The organism is Flavobacteriales bacterium, assembly GCA_021739695.1.
GTDB lineage: Bacteria > Bacteroidota > Bacteroidia > UBA10329 > UBA10329 > UBA10329.
This window is the reverse complement of the sequence record JAIPBM010000005.1, coordinates 1-15732: the sequence shown is the minus strand read 5'-3', so window position 1 is coordinate 15732 and position 15732 is coordinate 1. Positions and strand designations below refer to the sequence as shown.

Below are 15732 nucleotides of genomic sequence, written 5' to 3'. Positions count from 1 at the left end.
ACGCTAAAGAACAAAAAAGCCTGCCAGATTGCTCTGGCAGGCTTTTTTTAAGTTCATTGGTCGTTATCGTTGAACCACAAATCGTTTTGTTACGATCTGTTCATTCGCGATAAGCGTCATGAAATAAATACCAGATGGAAGGTCTGAGGTGGAGATGAATGTCTTATTGATTCCTTCTGAGTTGCTAAGTGAAATCAGACGAACCATCTTGCCCGTCATGTCCATTACTCGTAATTCAATATCAGCACTTTGACCCAATTCATACTGAACGTTCAATTCATCGCTAGTAGGATTAGGATAAATGGAAACGGCCGAAATATTTTCCGAAACGCTGTTTGATACCGGCAGCTCTTGCTCTGCTTCTGGATCAGCCAATCGAGCAGAAGCACCCTGACATCCGCTTATGACCACATCGTCAATGTAAACCACATCAGCATCGGTCGATGCATCGCAACGGAATCGGAGGCGTGAATTGGAAGCGAACGGGCCTGGAATGACCACCACCGGATTGTTTCGAACACCATTGGTGAAATCGGTGTTCATCACCCAAGCTTTCACGGTAGTGTAAGTAACACCTCCATCGTTCGAAAGCTGCAACCAGAAGTCTTCACCATTGCTGAAGCCGCCAGTTACGAATGACAGGCTTACGGTCAGCTCCAAATAATTGCTAAGATCAAGGTTGCCGGTGCTCATTAAGGATGTGGAGGTATTGTCACGCAACCGAACAGAGTAAGTTCCACTGTTCGCAAAACTTGCGTTGGATATACGGGCACAATCCGTTCCTCCATCTGCCCAAATGCCTAAACTGCTATCGAAACCGTTACTGTCAACGCCCTGATAGCTACAGTTCAACGGAGGCTTGCAACCAGAGATCACAACATCGTCAATGTAAACCAGATCGGCATCAGTGGATGCATCGGCTCGGAATCTCAATCTGGAGTTGGTTGCAAATGGCCCAGCGAGCACAACTTGGACATTCTGCCGCTGACCGTTAATGAAATCGGTGTTCATCACCCAGGCCTTTACCGTTGTGTAAGTAGTACCTCCGTTTGATGAAAGTTGTAGCCAGAAATCTTCTCCGTTGCTTAAACCAGCGGTGATGAACGATAGACTGACTGTTACCTCATCATATCCCGAAAGGTCTAAGTTGCCAGTGCTGGTGACCGAAGTGGAGGTGTTGTCGCGCAAGCGAACCGAATACGAACCGCTATTGGCATTATTCGCATCTGAAATTCGGACACAATCTGTACCGCCATCTGTCCAAATTCCCAAACCGCCTTCAAAAGTGTTTGAGTTGATGGTAGAGTAGATGCACTCGCTGCAATCTTCGGTCACATCAATTGAAGCATTGGATACACAGCCATTCGCATCCGTTACCGTCACCGAGTACGAACCAACGGCAAGGCCCGATGCTGAACTTGACGTTGATCCATTGCTCCAAGAATAGGAGTACGGAGCCGTTCCGCCAGAAACACTTGCCGTGGCAGAACCATCTGCTGTTTCGCATGTAGCGTCTGTTGAAGATGTGTTCACCGAAAGCGCAGTTGGTTGTCCGACCGTTGCATTCGCATTTGCGGTACATCCGGCTGCGTCCGTGACCGTCACACTGTACGTTCCGGCCACCAATCCGGTAACTGAACTTGTAGAAGCTCCATTGCTCCAAGCATACGAGTATGGTGCTGTTCCACCGTTAGCCGAAACCGTGGCTGAACCATCCGAACCACCATTGCAGCTTACAGATGAACTTGAAGCAGAAGCTGAGAGCGTAGAATTTTCTCCAACCGTTGCATTTGCATTGGCCGAACATCCGCTTGCGTCTGTTACAACAACACTGTAATTGCCTGCTGCAACCGTTCCAAGGTCTTCAGTAGTTGCTCCATTGCTCCAAGAATAAGAATACGGTGCATTTCCACCAGAAACGCTCAGATCAACTGAACCGTCATTTGCAGAACCACAACTTGCATCAAAATTGGATATGCTCAAAGAAATGGCTGAAGGCTGGCCAACTGAGGCTGAGCCAGATGCTGCGCATCCGTTGGCATCGGTTACCGTGACACTGTAATTTCCAGCCGATAATCCAGAAACGGAAGCATCTGCTGCTCCATTGCTCCATAAATAAGAATACGGGGATGTTCCACCGGAAACGGAAGCTCCGACACTTCCATCAGCACCACCGTTGCAAGAAGCATTGGATGTACTGGTAGATACAGTCAATAAGGCTGGTTCTGTTATGTTGAATGAATTACCAATTGTACATCCGTTGGCGTCCGTTACCGTTACTGTTGTGGTTCCTGCGGATAGCAAGGCTGCAGCAAACTGTGTCTCTCCGTTACTCCAGTCATATGTATATGGAAAAGTTCCACCATTCACTAGAATGTAGGCAGAACCATTATTGGCACCGTTGCAGGTCACGTTGGTCTGATCTGAGAAATAAGTCAAAACCGCAGGCTCCGAGATGGTAACGGTGGTTGTTGCCTGATCGTTATTTCCGTCTGTTACCGTTACCATATAAGTCCCGGCAGCAAGCCCTGAAGTTGTGGAGCCAATGAATCCATTGCTCCAGGAATAGGAGTATGGAGTTGCACCGCCAGACGCACTTGCGGTGGCAGAACCATCGCTACCGCCATTACACGAAACGTTCGTGCTGGAAGCAACCAAAGCCGCCAATGATGGGGCGGACTGTAGACAGAAATTTGTTGATTGAGAAGAAGTGAACGTTCCTCCTGAAGCAAGAACAGCACCACCAACGTCAGCTGTCAAGGTGTAAGAACCGCTGCCATAAGCGCAGCACATACCATCTCCGTAAGCATCGTTGATGACGAAGTCGAAACATCCATCTGGTAAACAGATGTTGGTCACTAAAGTTGATCCGTCAGCTTGGCTTGCATATGTGCCACCAGCCGCAACAACTGTAGAACCACTCAATATCTGCCAGCTTGTTTCTTCTGGATAATTATCGAAGGTGATGGAAAGTGTAACGCCATTCGAGGCGGAAGAAAAGCTTGAAGAAGCATCGTCATTAGATGGTCCGTTGTCGCTGTTTCCGTTCGGGTTCGAAGTCCAAACATTGAAGGTGTGCGAACCGCCAGAGAAAGTAACCGAAGGCAGGTTGACCGTGGTGGAAGAAGCACTTGATAGCGAGCCGCTCCAGTTGTACGTTCCAATTGATCCAGCATCAACCTGATAGCTAATGGTTACCGAGTTCAAGGTATTAGAACCGAAGTTGTTCAACGTAACAGAAGGTGTTGCAGAAGTAGCGCAAATTGTTCCAGAAGGAGATGAAATACTGGAAATTCCAGCATCATCAGAAACTTGTGGAGAAACTGAGAGTACAGCTGAGTAAGCATCAACCAATCCGTAGCCAAGGTCATTGCTCCAAGTTCCGTTCGGTTGACCGGAAACACCTGAATTGTAGGTGTAAGAACCAACCTTACGGCAGCTGCTTTCAAGCGCATAACGGGCTTGAGTTGCTGTCAAATTCGGATTGGCTGAAAGGATCAGCGCCATTACGCCCGAAGTATTTGGAGTAGCAGACGAGGTTCCATTGAAAGTTCCTGTGTAATCTCCTGCTACATATCCGGCCGAACCAGAAATATCGCAGGTAGTGATCTTTACACCTGGAGCACAAACGTCCGCGCCAGTACCATAATTAGAACCCCAGAAATTTTCCCCATCGCATGATGTTGGGCTTTTGCGCTCATAGCACATGCTCATAGCAATCACCGAAATCACGTTGGTTTGAGTAGCAGGATAGCTGTTGGCTCCATTGTCGTTTCCTGCAGCAAACAGAACAGGAGCGCCCAAACCACCACGGCCGTTTGTCACAGCACCTGTAATCGCATTATTGATAGTAGCTGAAGAAGAACCGCCTCCCCAGGAGTTGCTAAGAATATCTGCGCCTCCAGTTTGCCAAGCCCAATTGATAGCATTTCCGATCCAAGTGTTTGAAGTCACCCAACTTGTTCCTTGTCCATAGGCAATTCGTACAGGAATGATCTTGCAACCATAAGCAACACCAGCAACACCAATGCTATTGTTTCCAACACCTGCTACAATACCAGCGCATGCCGTTCCATGAGCATCATCGCCTGATGGTCCACCACCACTTCCTTGACCTGTAGCGTCATATCCGCTCAAGAGATTCGCTTGCAGATCAGGATGATTCAGGTCAACTCCTTCGTCTACAATAGCCACTTTAATGCTAGATGAACCATGCGTTACTCCCCACGCATCGAACACATTCATATCGGCACCTGGAGTTCCATTGTACTGAATTGAAGATCCTGTGTTGTTCAAACTCCACTGATACCCAAGCAATCCATCATTTGTATTATGTCTTTTTAGAAGAAGCAGAAAATCAGGTTCAGCGTATTCAAAAACATTGCTTTCGTGGAGTCGATTGGCCACCATCACAGCATTTCCTTTCGATTGCTTGGTGGTTTGAAGAACATACATCAACGGGTCGAATTCGTTCCGTTCGAGAATATTCAGGTTCAATTCCTTCGCGAAGCTGTTCATCTTAACGAAGTCTTTGTCGCTCTTTAGCCGAATGATCACTCTATCTTGAATTCCTTGATATGTTCCGTCAGAATAAATAAGAAACGCATTGGCGTATACAACCAATGGGTTTTTGTTCAGCCTTGAAAGCAACGCTTCCAGCTCATCTGAATTAAGACCGGAAACGTTTGCCATCGTCACATCAGGCGCAGGAAGAACATCCTCTTTAGAAAGCGTATTTATAGCTTTTTCTTGAGATAGAATCTTTGCTTTATCTGCAAACGAAATGCCTTCGTTGAATCGAATAAGAATCCGATCAGTGGCTTGGACAAATTCGTTCTTGCCTTCCGGTCCATGACTGAAGATCTTAACATCGCCTGCAAATGCCGAAAATGCAAACAGGCAAGTAAACAATGCTGAATAGAGGAGATTATTTTTCATTGGTTGTAATTTGATTAGTACGTGAAAAACGTAGGTCGAAACTAGATTTTTAAATCTTGGAAAATTGTTTTTAATGGATAAGTGAATGACAAAAGTTAATAACTGTTTAAGTTTTCGACATACGTCTGAAACTCAACATCACATCGAAGGCAATTTTTTGAATGTCAGAAATGCGAGAATTAATTTGACAACGATACATTTGCCGCATAGACTAAAATCCGAAATGGGAAGAGCATTTGAATACCGTAAAGCCGCCAAGGAAAAACGTTGGGGCAAGATGTCGAGGATATTTCCAAAGTTAGGCAAGGCCATAACGATGGCGGCCAAAGCAGGTGGAGGTGATCCCGCGATGAACGCTTCGTTGCGTACAGCCATTGCCAATGCCAAAGGTCAGAACATGCCTAAGGACAACATTGACGCAGCCATTAAGCGTGCAACAGCAAAGGATGCGAGCGACTACACGGAGATCAATTATGAAGGTAAAGGTCCTTCTGGAGTGTTGATATTTGTAGAATGTGCCACAGACAACACGACTCGTTCTGTGGCAAATGTTCGTATGCATTTCAATAAATTCGATTGTTCTCTTGTTCCAACTGGTTCGTTGGAATTCATGTTCAACCGCAAAGCGGTTTTCGAAATCAACAAGACCGATGGAATGGACATTGAGGAATTGGAGCTCGAGTTGATTGATGCTGGATTGGAAGAGGTCGTTGATGATGGAGACACCATATATCTGCATGGTGATTTCACTTCTTTCGGGAAGTTGGCAACTGCCATTGAACAATTGGGAATTGAAGTGGTAAAAGCAAGTTTAGAGCGCTTTCCAACCATGCCAGTTGAGTTTTCTGACGAACAGATGGTTGACATTGAAAAGCTTATTGATAGGCTAGAAGATGACGATGACGTGCAGGCGGTGTATACAAACATTGCGTGACCAGCGTCACGTTGCACTTATTTTGAACAAGTAGCTTCGTTGCGAAGTTGAACTTCGTATGAAGCATCTAGGTTTACTTTTTTTCTTTCTCGCAACGCTACCAAGTTGGGCACAGCAATTTAGCGTTGTGCATCAGCCTTGGACTGATTTATTGCAAAAGCATGTAGATGCTAAAGGCTTTGTTTCTTACAAAGGCTTTTTGGAAGACAGTCTTAAACTGAACGATTACCTGAATGTGCTTTCAGCAACTCCACCTACGGATGAATGGACACGAGCGGATAAACTCGCCTTTTGGATCAATGCTTACAATGCTTTTACCGTCAAGCTGATCATCAATCTTTTTCCTGTTTCTAGTATCAAAGACATTAAAAAGGGTATTCCATTTGTCAACTCTGTTTGGGACATCAAATTCTTCGAAATTGGCGGAATGAGAATGAGCCTAAACGAAATTGAGCATTCCATTCTCAGAAAGGAATTTGAAGAACCACGTATCCATTTTTCCATTGTCTGCGCTTCAATGTCCTGTCCTAAATTGAGGAATGAAGCCTTTACGGCAGAAAAACTGGAGCAACAGTTGCAAGCGCAAGCTGTTGATTTTATCAACGACAGCACTAAGAATGAAATTGAAATGGAAGAGATTCGAATTTCCTCCATCTTCAAATGGTTCAGCGGAGATTTTACCAATAACGGAACGGTTCAAGAGTTCATCAGACCGTTTTCTCAACAGGATTTTGTCTCTTCGGCCAAGGTCAAGTACTTACCATATGATTGGAATTTGAATGGAGAATAGATGGATTGTTTTCTTGTTGATGCTGGTACCGTTGACTTCCTGCGGTCAAAAAAACGATTCGTTGGATGAAGAGTTGAAAACGCTGTATAAGCGCACAGTTCCAGTTATTTCGATGGAAGACGCTCAAAAATCGGCCAATGCAAAAATTTTGGATACACGAGAACCCAAGGAGTTTGAAGTGAGCCATCTGCCGAAGGCGAAACTGGTTGGTTATGACGATTTTGATTTGGCTTCGGTAAAATCAATTCCGAAGCAGGATACCATTATCGTGTATTGCTCTGTTGGTTACCGAAGCGAGCGGATAGGAGAAAAGCTGCAAAAAGCAGGATACACCCACGTTTTCAACTTATATGGCGGCATTTTCAATTGGAAGAATCACAATGGCGTGGTACTCGATACCAAAAACGATACAACCGAAAAGGTGCACACCTACAATAAGGATTGGAGTCGTTTTTTGAAGAACGGGGAAAAAGTTTACTGATCACAGATCAAGAAAGCGGATTCTTCTCAATCGTTATCATGAAATCTTCTTCTCTACGATTGTAGAAAAACTTCTTCCGCACATCGCGCTGGCTTGTTTCATAAAAGTAGGAAACGTGCTCTTCCTTCGTAGAATCGTTCCTGTCAATCCATTTTACCGTGTACGAATACTTCTCGTCAGAGAGGTTTTGATGCTTTAGATGCTCTAGCATTTTACTCAGCACGTCAACAGAACTTGTTCCGCGAGTCTGATGCAAAAGAAATACAGCTCCATTTCGTGCATTTCGTGTGTACAGATCCAGCATAATGCTGTAATCCACATCATCAATGTCCACGTGATAATCAAAGTGAACCGTGTTTTTGTTGTCTTCAAAAATCAGCGTAATGATCTCACCTTCCAGGTCAAATCTCTTGTCTTTCTTGCGCATATCAACTCTTTAGTCCAAAACTAAACATTGCTCGGTTTGGATTGTTGTGCAAATTAGCAGCACTCAAGTGATAACTGTCACACGATTAGATTTGAGCGCGCTATACATTTGAACTGATAAAAATCATTGAATGAAAATCACATCCACCTATTACATCATTGCTGGTCTAGCTTCAACTTTATTTTTTGCTGGTTGCGGAGGAACAGACCACGCAGAATCGCAAACGCAGAACAATAACGCTGTTGATTTTGCGGAACACATGCGTTTGGACGCGCAGATCGCTGAAAAGGCAAAGAAGATATTCAGGCCGATTGCGGCAGTTGCTGAGAATCCTGATAATGCCATTACCACGGAAAAGGTGAAGCTGGGCAAGGTCTTATATTTCGATAAACGCTTGTCGAAAGAAGGAAACATAAGCTGCAACTCTTGCCATAATTTGAAAACCGGTGGAGTTGATAATCTATCTTTTTCGCCTGGCGATGATGGCGGATTGGGCGGAAGAAATTCGCCAACAGTACTGAACGCAGCTTTCCATTCAACTCAGTTCTGGGATGGTCGTGCCAAAGACGTGGAAGAACAAGCAGGCATGCCAATTCTGAATCCTGTGGAAATGGCCATTCCGAACGAAGCTTTTCTAATTGACCGGCTCAAAGGAATTGAACTCTATCAAGGTCTATTTGCCGAGGCTTATCCTGGGCAATCTGCACCGATCACCTATACCAATCTGAGAAATGCCATTGGAGCATTTGAACGCACATTGGTCACACCTTCTCGATTCGACCATTTTTTGAACGGTGAATCAAAAGCATTGACCATTGCGGAGAAAGAAGGATTGAAGGCATTCGTAGATGCAGGATGCATCACGTGCCATAATGGTGAAATGGTTGGCGGAAATTCATTCCAAAAATTCGGTCAGTTTAAAGATTACTGGACCTACACTGGAAGTAAGTCGGTGGATGATGGTCTGTTCTCATTGACTAAAAATGAAGCGGACAAGTACATGTTCAAGGTTCCGAGTTTAAGAAACATACACGAAACGAGTCCTTACTTTCATGATGGAAGTGTAAAAGACCTTGCGGAAGCTGTAAGTATTATGGCCGAAATCAACCTGAACAAGAAACTTACCGATCAGGAAGTGAATAGCATTGTCACGTTTCTCCAAGCACTTTCAGGCGAACTTCCTGAAGGAGTTGCAGATGCACCGAAAGAGTTAGCGGCAAACTAATTGAACTAAGCTAAGGTTCAGATTCGATTTACTGACAACCCATTTCCTGAGCAGAACGATAATCGTTGTTCGGGAAACAAAATCCGGATGGAATGCTGGTTGGTTGGTAGCGCTTCAGATTTCTGTCGTACAGACCATATTCGATAAAAGCTGAAATGGCTTCAATCTCCTTGGTCGACAGGTTTAGAGGATGAAATTCCGAGGCCAATTGTCCCATTGGAACTTCATGGTTTTCTTGAACGGCTTTGTTCTTGTAAGCAACCACTTCTTGAACAGAATGGAATGATGCCCCGTGGCCGTAGAATTTAGATTGAACGAGGTTGTACAATTGCGGCACTTTGAACTTGTAGTAATCGGCAGCATTTCCAGTAAATCCGCCACGACCGAAATTGATGGTCTCATCTACAAAATTGGTGAAATACGTGCCTGAACCATTTAAGTCATCCATTCCTAAAGCATAGAAATCCATGGACGAAAGAGCTGGGCCATTGTGGCAAGAAGCACATTCTGCTTTGCCGAAAAACAGGATTGCACCTTCTTTTTCCTTCGAACTCAAGGCATTCGAATTTCCATTCAACCACTTTTGAAACGGAGCTTCGGTCGGTAAAAGAGTTCGCTCATAGGCGGCAATGGCCAAACCAGTGTAAACATTGCTCATCAGCGTGTCATCGCCAATTTCACCAAAAGCCGCGTAATAAAGTTGCTTGTAATTTGAGTTTTGGAACAATGATGGCGTCATATCCATACGATGAACCTTGATGCCGGCAATTGCCTGCGTTTCGGTCCCTTCAAAGCCTAAATGATTCCAGATCTTTGGCGAGCCCTCGTGCCACTGAGACTCTGTTCCTTCGTTCAGATGTGTTCCTCCAAACTGCCCGTTCCAAAGCACATTTGTCTGATAGGCTATGTTCAACGCAGAAGGAGTTCTGATCGGTTGAACATCCAACTCTGCAATCGGGTAATTTGAATTTGGATAGCGGCCTTCGCCATGTAGTCCAAATCCAATTCCACCTTCAGAAATTCCTTGAGGTAAACAAGCCTGAAAACCGCCATCAGCGTGATGACAGCTTGAACAACTGTAGGTAAATCTTCCTTCTTCCTTCTTCGGATGCACGCCCATTCCAGTTTCGTGGTACAGCAGTTTTCCTAGTTCTACTTTGGCAGCGGTCAATGGATTTTTCGGGTCCTGAGGAATATCGCTGAGCGTGCTAGGTAGTTTGTAAAAGCTGCTTCCAACACCGTTCGAAGCGTTCAAGAGGGCTTCTTCAAGCGCCACGTCCAAAGCGTCAGGTTGGTTGTTTCCGTCAGGAATTACAGACTCTTCCTGACATCCACTCAGAACTCCTACAAAGCAGATGATGGCGAAAAATAATCCTGTTGATCTCATGGTATGCGATTAATGTCAAAACGAGGACAAAGTAACGAAATGTAAAAATGCCGAAAACACGGTTTGTCGATCAGTGCTTATTCCTCCAGCTGCGTTCTGACCAGTTCGTAAAGTCCATCAAACGAACTGGCTCTTCCTATCCAACGCAAACGTTCATCCAATAGGAATAGGGAAGGGGTGGAGGTAACTCCAAACTGTTGCAGGCTTTCGCTTTCCCATCCCTTTAGGTCGTTTACATTGTACCAATCAAGGCCAAGCGCATCAATAGCATTTATCCAATCGGTTTTGTTCGTGTCAAGAGAAATGGAATAAACTCCTAGTTCGCCTTTCATTTGCTCGAAAAGTGCTTTCAGTTTGGGAACTTCTCGCACGCAATGCGGACACCAAGAAGCCCAGAAAACCACCACGTTCAGTTTGCTGTTCATGGCGCTAAGCGGAACCAAATGAGCTGTTTGGTCAGGCATTTTAAGTTCAGGCAATTGATCGCCAGGTTTGAACTTCACTGCTTTTTCAATTTTCTCAAGCGTTTGAGCAGACAAAGGCAGATCGCAGCTACCAAGATAATTTCGGTTCAAATAGTCGACATATTCCAGCGCTTCCTTATCGGTGAAGAAATCGATAAGAAGATCGATCATAAAAGCCTGAACCTTCGGATGCAGGTTTGGGAAAGACAAGAGTTTATCAATAGCTGCTTGCAATCCGGTTTCAGAACGTTCTGTGTAATTGTAGAGATAATCGAGCACCTTATTCGGCAGAAATGGATTGGTGATGATGCGCTCATCCGAAAAATCGATGTGGTTGAAATAATGTACATGACCGAAGGCAGCATCGTTGTCGAATTTCTGTTCCCATTCTCGCTTTTGACTACGCAATGGAATCTTATCCAGCGGAGCTAAAACCGACGCGGCATAGCTGTTGGGAAACAGATTACTGAGAAGTCCTAGCGAGTTATTGTAGGCTTCCGCAATCCTGTGGTACACATCATTCAACGAATCGCTGAGTGCTTGATGTCGTGGTGCAAAATTGGATAGGTAATTGGTAGCCATCGAGAGCGTATCCATGCTTTTTGAATACACTTCAGATAGATTCATCATGATGTTGAATGCATCATTCTCTTTCGAGCCATCAGGTTTGAAAGCCATGCCAGAACCGCTTTCGTAAATGTGCGCCACAATGTTCTCGTGTGCCACCAATACAAATTGAAACGATTCTAGGCTGCTGATCTCCACCACGTAAACGCCATCGGAGTAGCGGTTGTCATAGATGAAATCAATCTCACCTTCTCCGCGGTAGCGTACGCTGTCTAGCGGAATTTCCATATCGCCCAAATACTTGGAAATGCGGATAACGCTGCCTACAGGTTTGGTGTCCATTACCAGTTTCAATCTGTTTTGAGCAGATGTGGTTATGGTTAATACCGAACAGAAAAAGGCAAGTAGAATTCTCATACAATGGCAATTAGCGAAATGGAAGCTACAGCAAGCGCTACACCGGCCCAATTCAGTTTTGATAGTTTTTCGTGGAAAAGCAATATGGCAAGCAAGGTACTGAGAAGTACAATACCCGTATTGTTAATGGGAAAAACGACCGTGCTTTCGAGGTTGGGTAGATTGAGCGCGTTCAGTAGAAAGTGAATGGAAAAATAATTAGGCACGCCTAAAGCAAAGCCAGCGATAATGCTTTTTGTTTCCAGCACTGAGCCTTTGAATACTCGCTTTGCGATGAGAATGCTGCTGCCAACAATGGCCGACATCAAAAACAATGAGGCGGAGAAAATCTCAATTTCCCCAGTTGCCAACTGCGTTGTTTGTACATATTTGAAAATAGTGTCCAAAAAGCCGCTACCAAGAAATATGATGAACGGTAAAACGAGGTATTTCGATTCAACTTCCAGTTTGGTTTTGGTAAAGGTCACCATCACCACTGCAATCACTGCCAACACGATCCCAGTAATTTTAAGCGCGCCCATTGTTTCGTTGTAAAGAATGAAACCAGCAACTACTGGTATCACTAACGACATCTTATTGGCCACCGAACTTACTGCAATGCCAACTTTCTGAGATGAAAGCGCCATGATGTAGAACATGCCTATGAAGACTGAACCGATAAGTACAGCGCTAAGTGCCCAAGGTTTGTGCGTCAGTTCAGCCATCGAAAAATGCTCGGGTGTCATCATATAACCAAGCGAGGCAGCAACGACATAATTGACCGTGATGGCCTGAAAGGTGTTGACTCCGAACTTTTGGAAATACTTGAATATGACCAACAATACCGAAGAGGAAAGAATACTGAGTGCTAAAGGAATCATCGGTTTCGGTAGATCAAAAGTCGGTCATCGCCAACCACCAATTCTTCTTCTGCGAATTCGCTCACCTGCAGTGCTTTTACTCCTTGAGAAACTGAAATGGGAGCAACAAACCTTCTTATTTCGTCCCAAAGACCAGCTTCGTAGAAAGAACGATGCAAGGTTGGGCCACCTTCTACGATTACAGACTGAATGTTGCGATTATGAAGTTCAGTCAAAACCGATTCCAGATTTCGTGTGTCAGCTACTGTAACGAACTCATGGTTGTTGCTTTCAAATCCTGTTTGGCTTTCTGTGAAAACAAGTGTTTCCGCCACGCCATCCAAAACCTGGGCGTTTTCGGGAATTCCAAATTTGGAATCTAAAACGATTCTTATTGGATTCTTACCTGCATATTTTCGGGTGGTCAAACTGGGGTTGTCTTGTTTGATAGTTTTTGCTCCAACCATGATGGCAGCTTCTTCCGATCGCCATTTGTGAACCAATATGTTGGCCGCTTCGCAGGTGATCTTCAACGGAGTTTCGCTTGAATCTGTTCTCAGATCATCTACAGATCCGTTTGAGGTTTCTGCCCATTTAAGAATGATGTAAGGTCTTTTTTTTCGATGAAATGTGATGAAGCGTCTGTTCAATTCGAGGGCTTCTCGCTCACAAACTCCAAGTCGAACATCAACACCAGCATCCATCAATCGTTTGATGCCCGCGCCATTTACCTGTGCAAATGGATCGAGGCACGCAATGACCACACGTTTTATCTTTTTCTCTATGATCAGATTGGCGCAAGGTGGTGTTTTTCCAAAATGTGCGCATGGCTCCAAACTCACATACAGCGTGGCTTGAGGTAATAGCGAAGCATCAGCCACAGCATTGATGGCATTTACTTCGGCATGTGCTTCGCCTATTTTGCGGTGGTAACCTTCACCGATGATACTTCCGTTGTGTACAATGACGCAGCCAACCATCGGATTGGGAGCTACCGAACCAGCGCCTAACTGCGCCAGTTCAATACAACGAAGCATGTATTTTTCGTCAATGGTCAACGGAGAAATGTATGTTCAGAGTTCGAACAGAGATCAATTGATTTCAAACCTTTTTAGGCAAAGCAATCCGTTCAAGTAATCAATCTAATCTGATCTCAAGGTCTTCCATCACCTCTTGGGTAAGGTCATCTGCCTCTGGTGCTACAATTACGATGGAATTCCCAGTTCCATCTGATGAATTGAGTACGTATTTGTAACCCAATTTTGCAGCCACTTTATCCATCGATGCTTCCAATTTTTTGGCAATGGGAGTCAAGAGTTGGACTCTCTTTTCGTAAAGTTCCTGTTCGTTGATTGTGGTCTGTTTTTCAAGACCCATCTTGAGATTTGCAATCTCGTTTTCCGCAATGATGCGTCCTGCTTCTGTCAATTCTCCGGCCTTCTCTTTTTTGCTCATTTCCTCAATCTTGCCTTCTACAATTGCGCTGCTTTTGCTCAACTTGGCCGCTTTTTCAGCGCTGTATTTTTCAAGGATCTTGTTCATCTCCACTGCTTCGGGCATTTTGCTAAGTACCAGGTCCATGTATACATAACCGATCTTTGTGTCGTTTTCCAAGTTGGCCGATATTCCAAAAAGTCCTAGAATCAGAACCACTGCCAATGCCAAGTTTTTCATGTCGAAAAGGGTTTAGTTATTTGTAGCGAAATTAAACAACTGTTCATGGGGGTGATACTTATTGCAATCCGGTCCTTGGTTTTCGTTTTGTTTACGCTGCTGTGTACAGTTGTGGCCTTGGTGGGTTCCATTTTTGGCGGCCACCAATGGGCTTTGGGCACACAACGATTCTGGTCGGTAGCGATGCTTCGTGTGTTCGGTGTAAAAACGGTGCTTCATGGAAACAAACCTGATGTTGGTTTGATGATGAGCAACCATCAATCGTACATCGATATTTGGCTCATCCCCAAGTATGCCATCACTGTTTTTGTGGCCAAGGCCGAAGTGAAAAAGATGCCTTTAGTTGGGTGGGGTGCCAGTGCAGTGAATACCGTTTACGTGGACCGAAGCAGCAAGGAAAGCCGACAAAAGACCAAGAATGAAATTTCAGAACGTATTAGGAAAGGTCGATCGGTCATCATTTTTCCTGAGGGTACCACGGGAGACGGTAATGGACTCTTGCCCTTGAAACCCGGCATGTTCTTCAACGCATCTGAAGAAGGGTTTCCCATCATTCCGGTGGCCATCTTTTATGAAAATCCGGCACTGGCTTGGGTAGGCGATGACAACATGGGCGCTCATTTCTTCCGCAATTTCAGTAGATGGAGCACGAAGGCCCATATCGCTTTTGGCGAACCGATGATCGGTGCCGATGGCGAGGAATTAATGGAACGCTACCAACTGTGGATGCTTAAGACCTTGGAGGGTTTGCGAAAAGAACACAGGTCTTAATTTGTCAGTACCTAAAAGTTGAGCAATCTCTCAAACGGCTTAACTTAATGACATTGAACGCGGGCCAGCGGGCTAGAGGGTGGGTGCTGCAAAAATGCTTGCATAAAAGAAGATGATCGTACTTCGTTCCGCACAAATCGTCAGCTTCGACAAGCTCAGTGCAGCGCCTTCGGAAGACTTGGGCGGGCGGGGGGCTTGGGATATTATCCTTTTGCGGCTATTTGCTTTTATAGAGAAGGAACTTTTTCAATTAATATTTCTTTTTCAGCCTTGTCATAATAGATACAAGTCATTTTATCAAGGTCAACAATCCATTTTTCAATACCGGTTTCGGCACAATGATTACAAAAAGTAAAATAGTCTGTTTCTCCTCTTTGGTGAATTTTTAAATACTGGCTGAATTTGTCTTTGTCGCTATTTGAAGCGATTGTCAGATTATCATATTTGGGTTTAGATTTTGTTTGAAAGTCGTTTAACCCAAAATAATTTGTGTGGCTATCAAAAACCCAAGTTTCAAAAGCAGCAACTCCAATTTTTTTAATTTCCTCTATATATTTTGGAAACTCAGCTCCTGATTTTACTTTGCTATGAGCCAATTCTATTTGTTCTAATGTAAACATTGTGCGTCTTGATTTTTAGAATCTTGATTTATTTCTGTGTCGTCTTTTCACAATGAGCGCCAACGTTTTACAACTATGAAAATAGGGTTTTAACACCTTCGTCCTTTCGCCCGAAACCGAAAACTGCAAACCATGATGAACTAGCGGCAACCACTTCACGCCCTATTTTTATAGTTGATGTTGGCAAACGTTTTTTAT

Annotated in this window: 13 protein-coding genes; 5 read left to right on the top strand and 8 right to left on the bottom strand. The window is 44.5% G+C overall.

Going from position 1 to position 15732, the window contains the following annotated elements; all coding sequences use genetic code 11:
• Nucleotides 1-63: 63 nt before the first annotated feature.
• On the bottom strand, nt 64-4938 hold the full coding sequence (locus K9J17_04075; GenBank protein ID MCF8275891.1) for a S8 family serine peptidase: 4875 nt from the start codon (nt 4936-4938) through the stop codon (nt 64-66).
• 223 nt (nt 4939-5161) lie between these two features.
• On the opposite strand from K9J17_04075, the gene K9J17_04070 reads away from it, so the two are divergent.
• Genes K9J17_04070 through K9J17_04060 form a run of 3 tightly spaced genes read left to right on the top strand, consistent with a single transcriptional unit; the run spans nt 5162 to nt 7143 of the window.
• Entirely contained in the window at nt 5162-5872 is a 711-nt protein-coding gene (locus tag K9J17_04070; protein ID MCF8275890.1) for a YebC/PmpR family DNA-binding transcriptional regulator, read from the top strand.
• Between the two features lie 58 nt (nt 5873-5930).
• Nucleotides 5931-6662, top strand: coding sequence for a DUF547 domain-containing protein (locus tag K9J17_04065; protein ID MCF8275889.1), 732 nt, complete (start codon nt 5931-5933; stop codon nt 6660-6662).
• Complete coding sequence (locus tag K9J17_04060) at nt 6652-7143, top strand: rhodanese-like domain-containing protein (GenBank protein ID MCF8275888.1); 492 nt, start codon at nt 6652-6654, stop codon at nt 7141-7143. Before K9J17_04065 ends, K9J17_04060 begins: the two co-directional genes overlap by 11 nt.
• Before the next feature lie 7 nt (nt 7144-7150).
• Here K9J17_04060 and K9J17_04055 read toward each other — a convergent pair whose 3' ends face one another.
• Nucleotides 7151-7570 carry a hypothetical protein gene (locus K9J17_04055; GenBank protein MCF8275887.1) on the bottom strand — a complete coding sequence of 140 codons (420 nt, stop codon included), beginning with the start codon at nt 7568-7570 and terminating at the stop codon, nt 7151-7153.
• A gap of 259 nt (nt 7571-7829) precedes the next feature.
• On the opposite strand from K9J17_04055, the gene K9J17_04050 reads away from it, so the two are divergent.
• The gene (locus tag K9J17_04050; GenBank protein MCF8275886.1) at nt 7830-8795 is read left to right on the top strand and encodes a cytochrome-c peroxidase; all 966 of its coding nucleotides are present in this window, start codon (nt 7830-7832) and stop codon (nt 8793-8795) included.
• 28 nt (nt 8796-8823) lie between these two features.
• Here the strand turns inward: K9J17_04050 and K9J17_04045 are convergent, their stop codons facing one another.
• The 5 genes from K9J17_04045 to K9J17_04025 all read right to left on the bottom strand — a co-directional run bounded on the left by K9J17_04045 (nt 8824) and on the right by K9J17_04025 (nt 14143).
• Nucleotides 8824-10182 carry a cytochrome-c peroxidase gene (locus K9J17_04045; protein ID MCF8275885.1) on the bottom strand — a complete coding sequence of 453 codons (1359 nt, stop codon included), beginning with the start codon at nt 10180-10182 and terminating at the stop codon, nt 8824-8826.
• A gap of 77 nt (nt 10183-10259) precedes the next feature.
• Nucleotides 10260-11630, bottom strand: coding sequence for a TlpA family protein disulfide reductase (locus K9J17_04040; GenBank protein ID MCF8275884.1), 1371 nt, complete (start codon nt 11628-11630; stop codon nt 10260-10262).
• Nucleotides 11627-12490, bottom strand: coding sequence for an EamA/RhaT family transporter (locus K9J17_04035; protein MCF8275883.1), 864 nt, complete (start codon nt 12488-12490; stop codon nt 11627-11629). The genes K9J17_04040 and K9J17_04035 overlap by 4 nt, the downstream gene beginning before the upstream one ends.
• Nucleotides 12487-13506 (bottom strand): bifunctional diaminohydroxyphosphoribosylaminopyrimidine deaminase/5-amino-6-(5-phosphoribosylamino)uracil reductase RibD, encoded by a 1020-nt coding sequence (gene ribD / locus K9J17_04030; protein MCF8275882.1) that lies wholly within the window; start codon nt 13504-13506, stop codon nt 12487-12489. Before ribD ends, K9J17_04035 begins: the two co-directional genes overlap by 4 nt.
• A gap of 100 nt (nt 13507-13606) precedes the next feature.
• Nucleotides 13607-14143 carry an OmpH family outer membrane protein gene (locus K9J17_04025; protein MCF8275881.1) on the bottom strand — a complete coding sequence of 179 codons (537 nt, stop codon included), beginning with the start codon at nt 14141-14143 and terminating at the stop codon, nt 13607-13609.
• 45 nt (nt 14144-14188) lie between these two features.
• Between K9J17_04025 and K9J17_04020 the strand changes: the two genes are divergently transcribed.
• Complete coding sequence (locus K9J17_04020; GenBank protein ID MCF8275880.1) at nt 14189-14914, top strand: 1-acyl-sn-glycerol-3-phosphate acyltransferase; 726 nt, start codon at nt 14189-14191, stop codon at nt 14912-14914.
• Between the two features lie 227 nt (nt 14915-15141).
• Here the strand turns inward: K9J17_04020 and K9J17_04015 are convergent, their stop codons facing one another.
• Nucleotides 15142-15534, bottom strand: a complete 393-nt coding sequence (locus K9J17_04015) for a DUF1398 domain-containing protein (protein MCF8275879.1) — start codon at nt 15532-15534, stop codon at nt 15142-15144.
• Nucleotides 15535-15732 lie beyond the last annotated feature (198 nt).

Coding starts and splice junctions, on each gene's coding strand:
- K9J17_04055 (MCF8275887.1), bottom strand. CDS start 7,570: ATGCGCAAGAAAGACAAGAGATTTGACCTGGAAGGTGAGATCATTACG.
- K9J17_04020 (MCF8275880.1), top strand. CDS start 14,189: ATGGGGGTGATACTTATTGCAATCCGGTCCTTGGTTTTCGTTTTGTTT.
- K9J17_04050 (MCF8275886.1), top strand. CDS start 7,830: ATGCGTTTGGACGCGCAGATCGCTGAAAAGGCAAAGAAGATATTCAGG.
- ribD (MCF8275882.1), bottom strand. CDS start 13,506: ATGCTTCGTTGTATTGAACTGGCGCAGTTAGGCGCTGGTTCGGTAGCT.
- K9J17_04060 (MCF8275888.1), top strand. CDS start 6,652: ATGGAGAATAGATGGATTGTTTTCTTGTTGATGCTGGTACCGTTGACT.
- K9J17_04015 (MCF8275879.1), bottom strand. CDS start 15,534: ATGTTTACATTAGAACAAATAGAATTGGCTCATAGCAAAGTAAAATCA.
- K9J17_04070 (MCF8275890.1), top strand. CDS start 5,162: ATGGGAAGAGCATTTGAATACCGTAAAGCCGCCAAGGAAAAACGTTGG.
- K9J17_04040 (MCF8275884.1), bottom strand. CDS start 11,630: ATGAGAATTCTACTTGCCTTTTTCTGTTCGGTATTAACCATAACCACA.
- K9J17_04075 (MCF8275891.1), bottom strand. CDS start 4,938: ATGAAAAATAATCTCCTCTATTCAGCATTGTTTACTTGCCTGTTTGCA.
- K9J17_04045 (MCF8275885.1), bottom strand. CDS start 10,182: ATGAGATCAACAGGATTATTTTTCGCCATCATCTGCTTTGTAGGAGTT.
- K9J17_04025 (MCF8275881.1), bottom strand. CDS start 14,143: ATGAAAAACTTGGCATTGGCAGTGGTTCTGATTCTAGGACTTTTTGGA.
- K9J17_04065 (MCF8275889.1), top strand. CDS start 5,931: ATGAAGCATCTAGGTTTACTTTTTTTCTTTCTCGCAACGCTACCAAGT.
- K9J17_04035 (MCF8275883.1), bottom strand. CDS start 12,490: ATGATTCCTTTAGCACTCAGTATTCTTTCCTCTTCGGTATTGTTGGTC.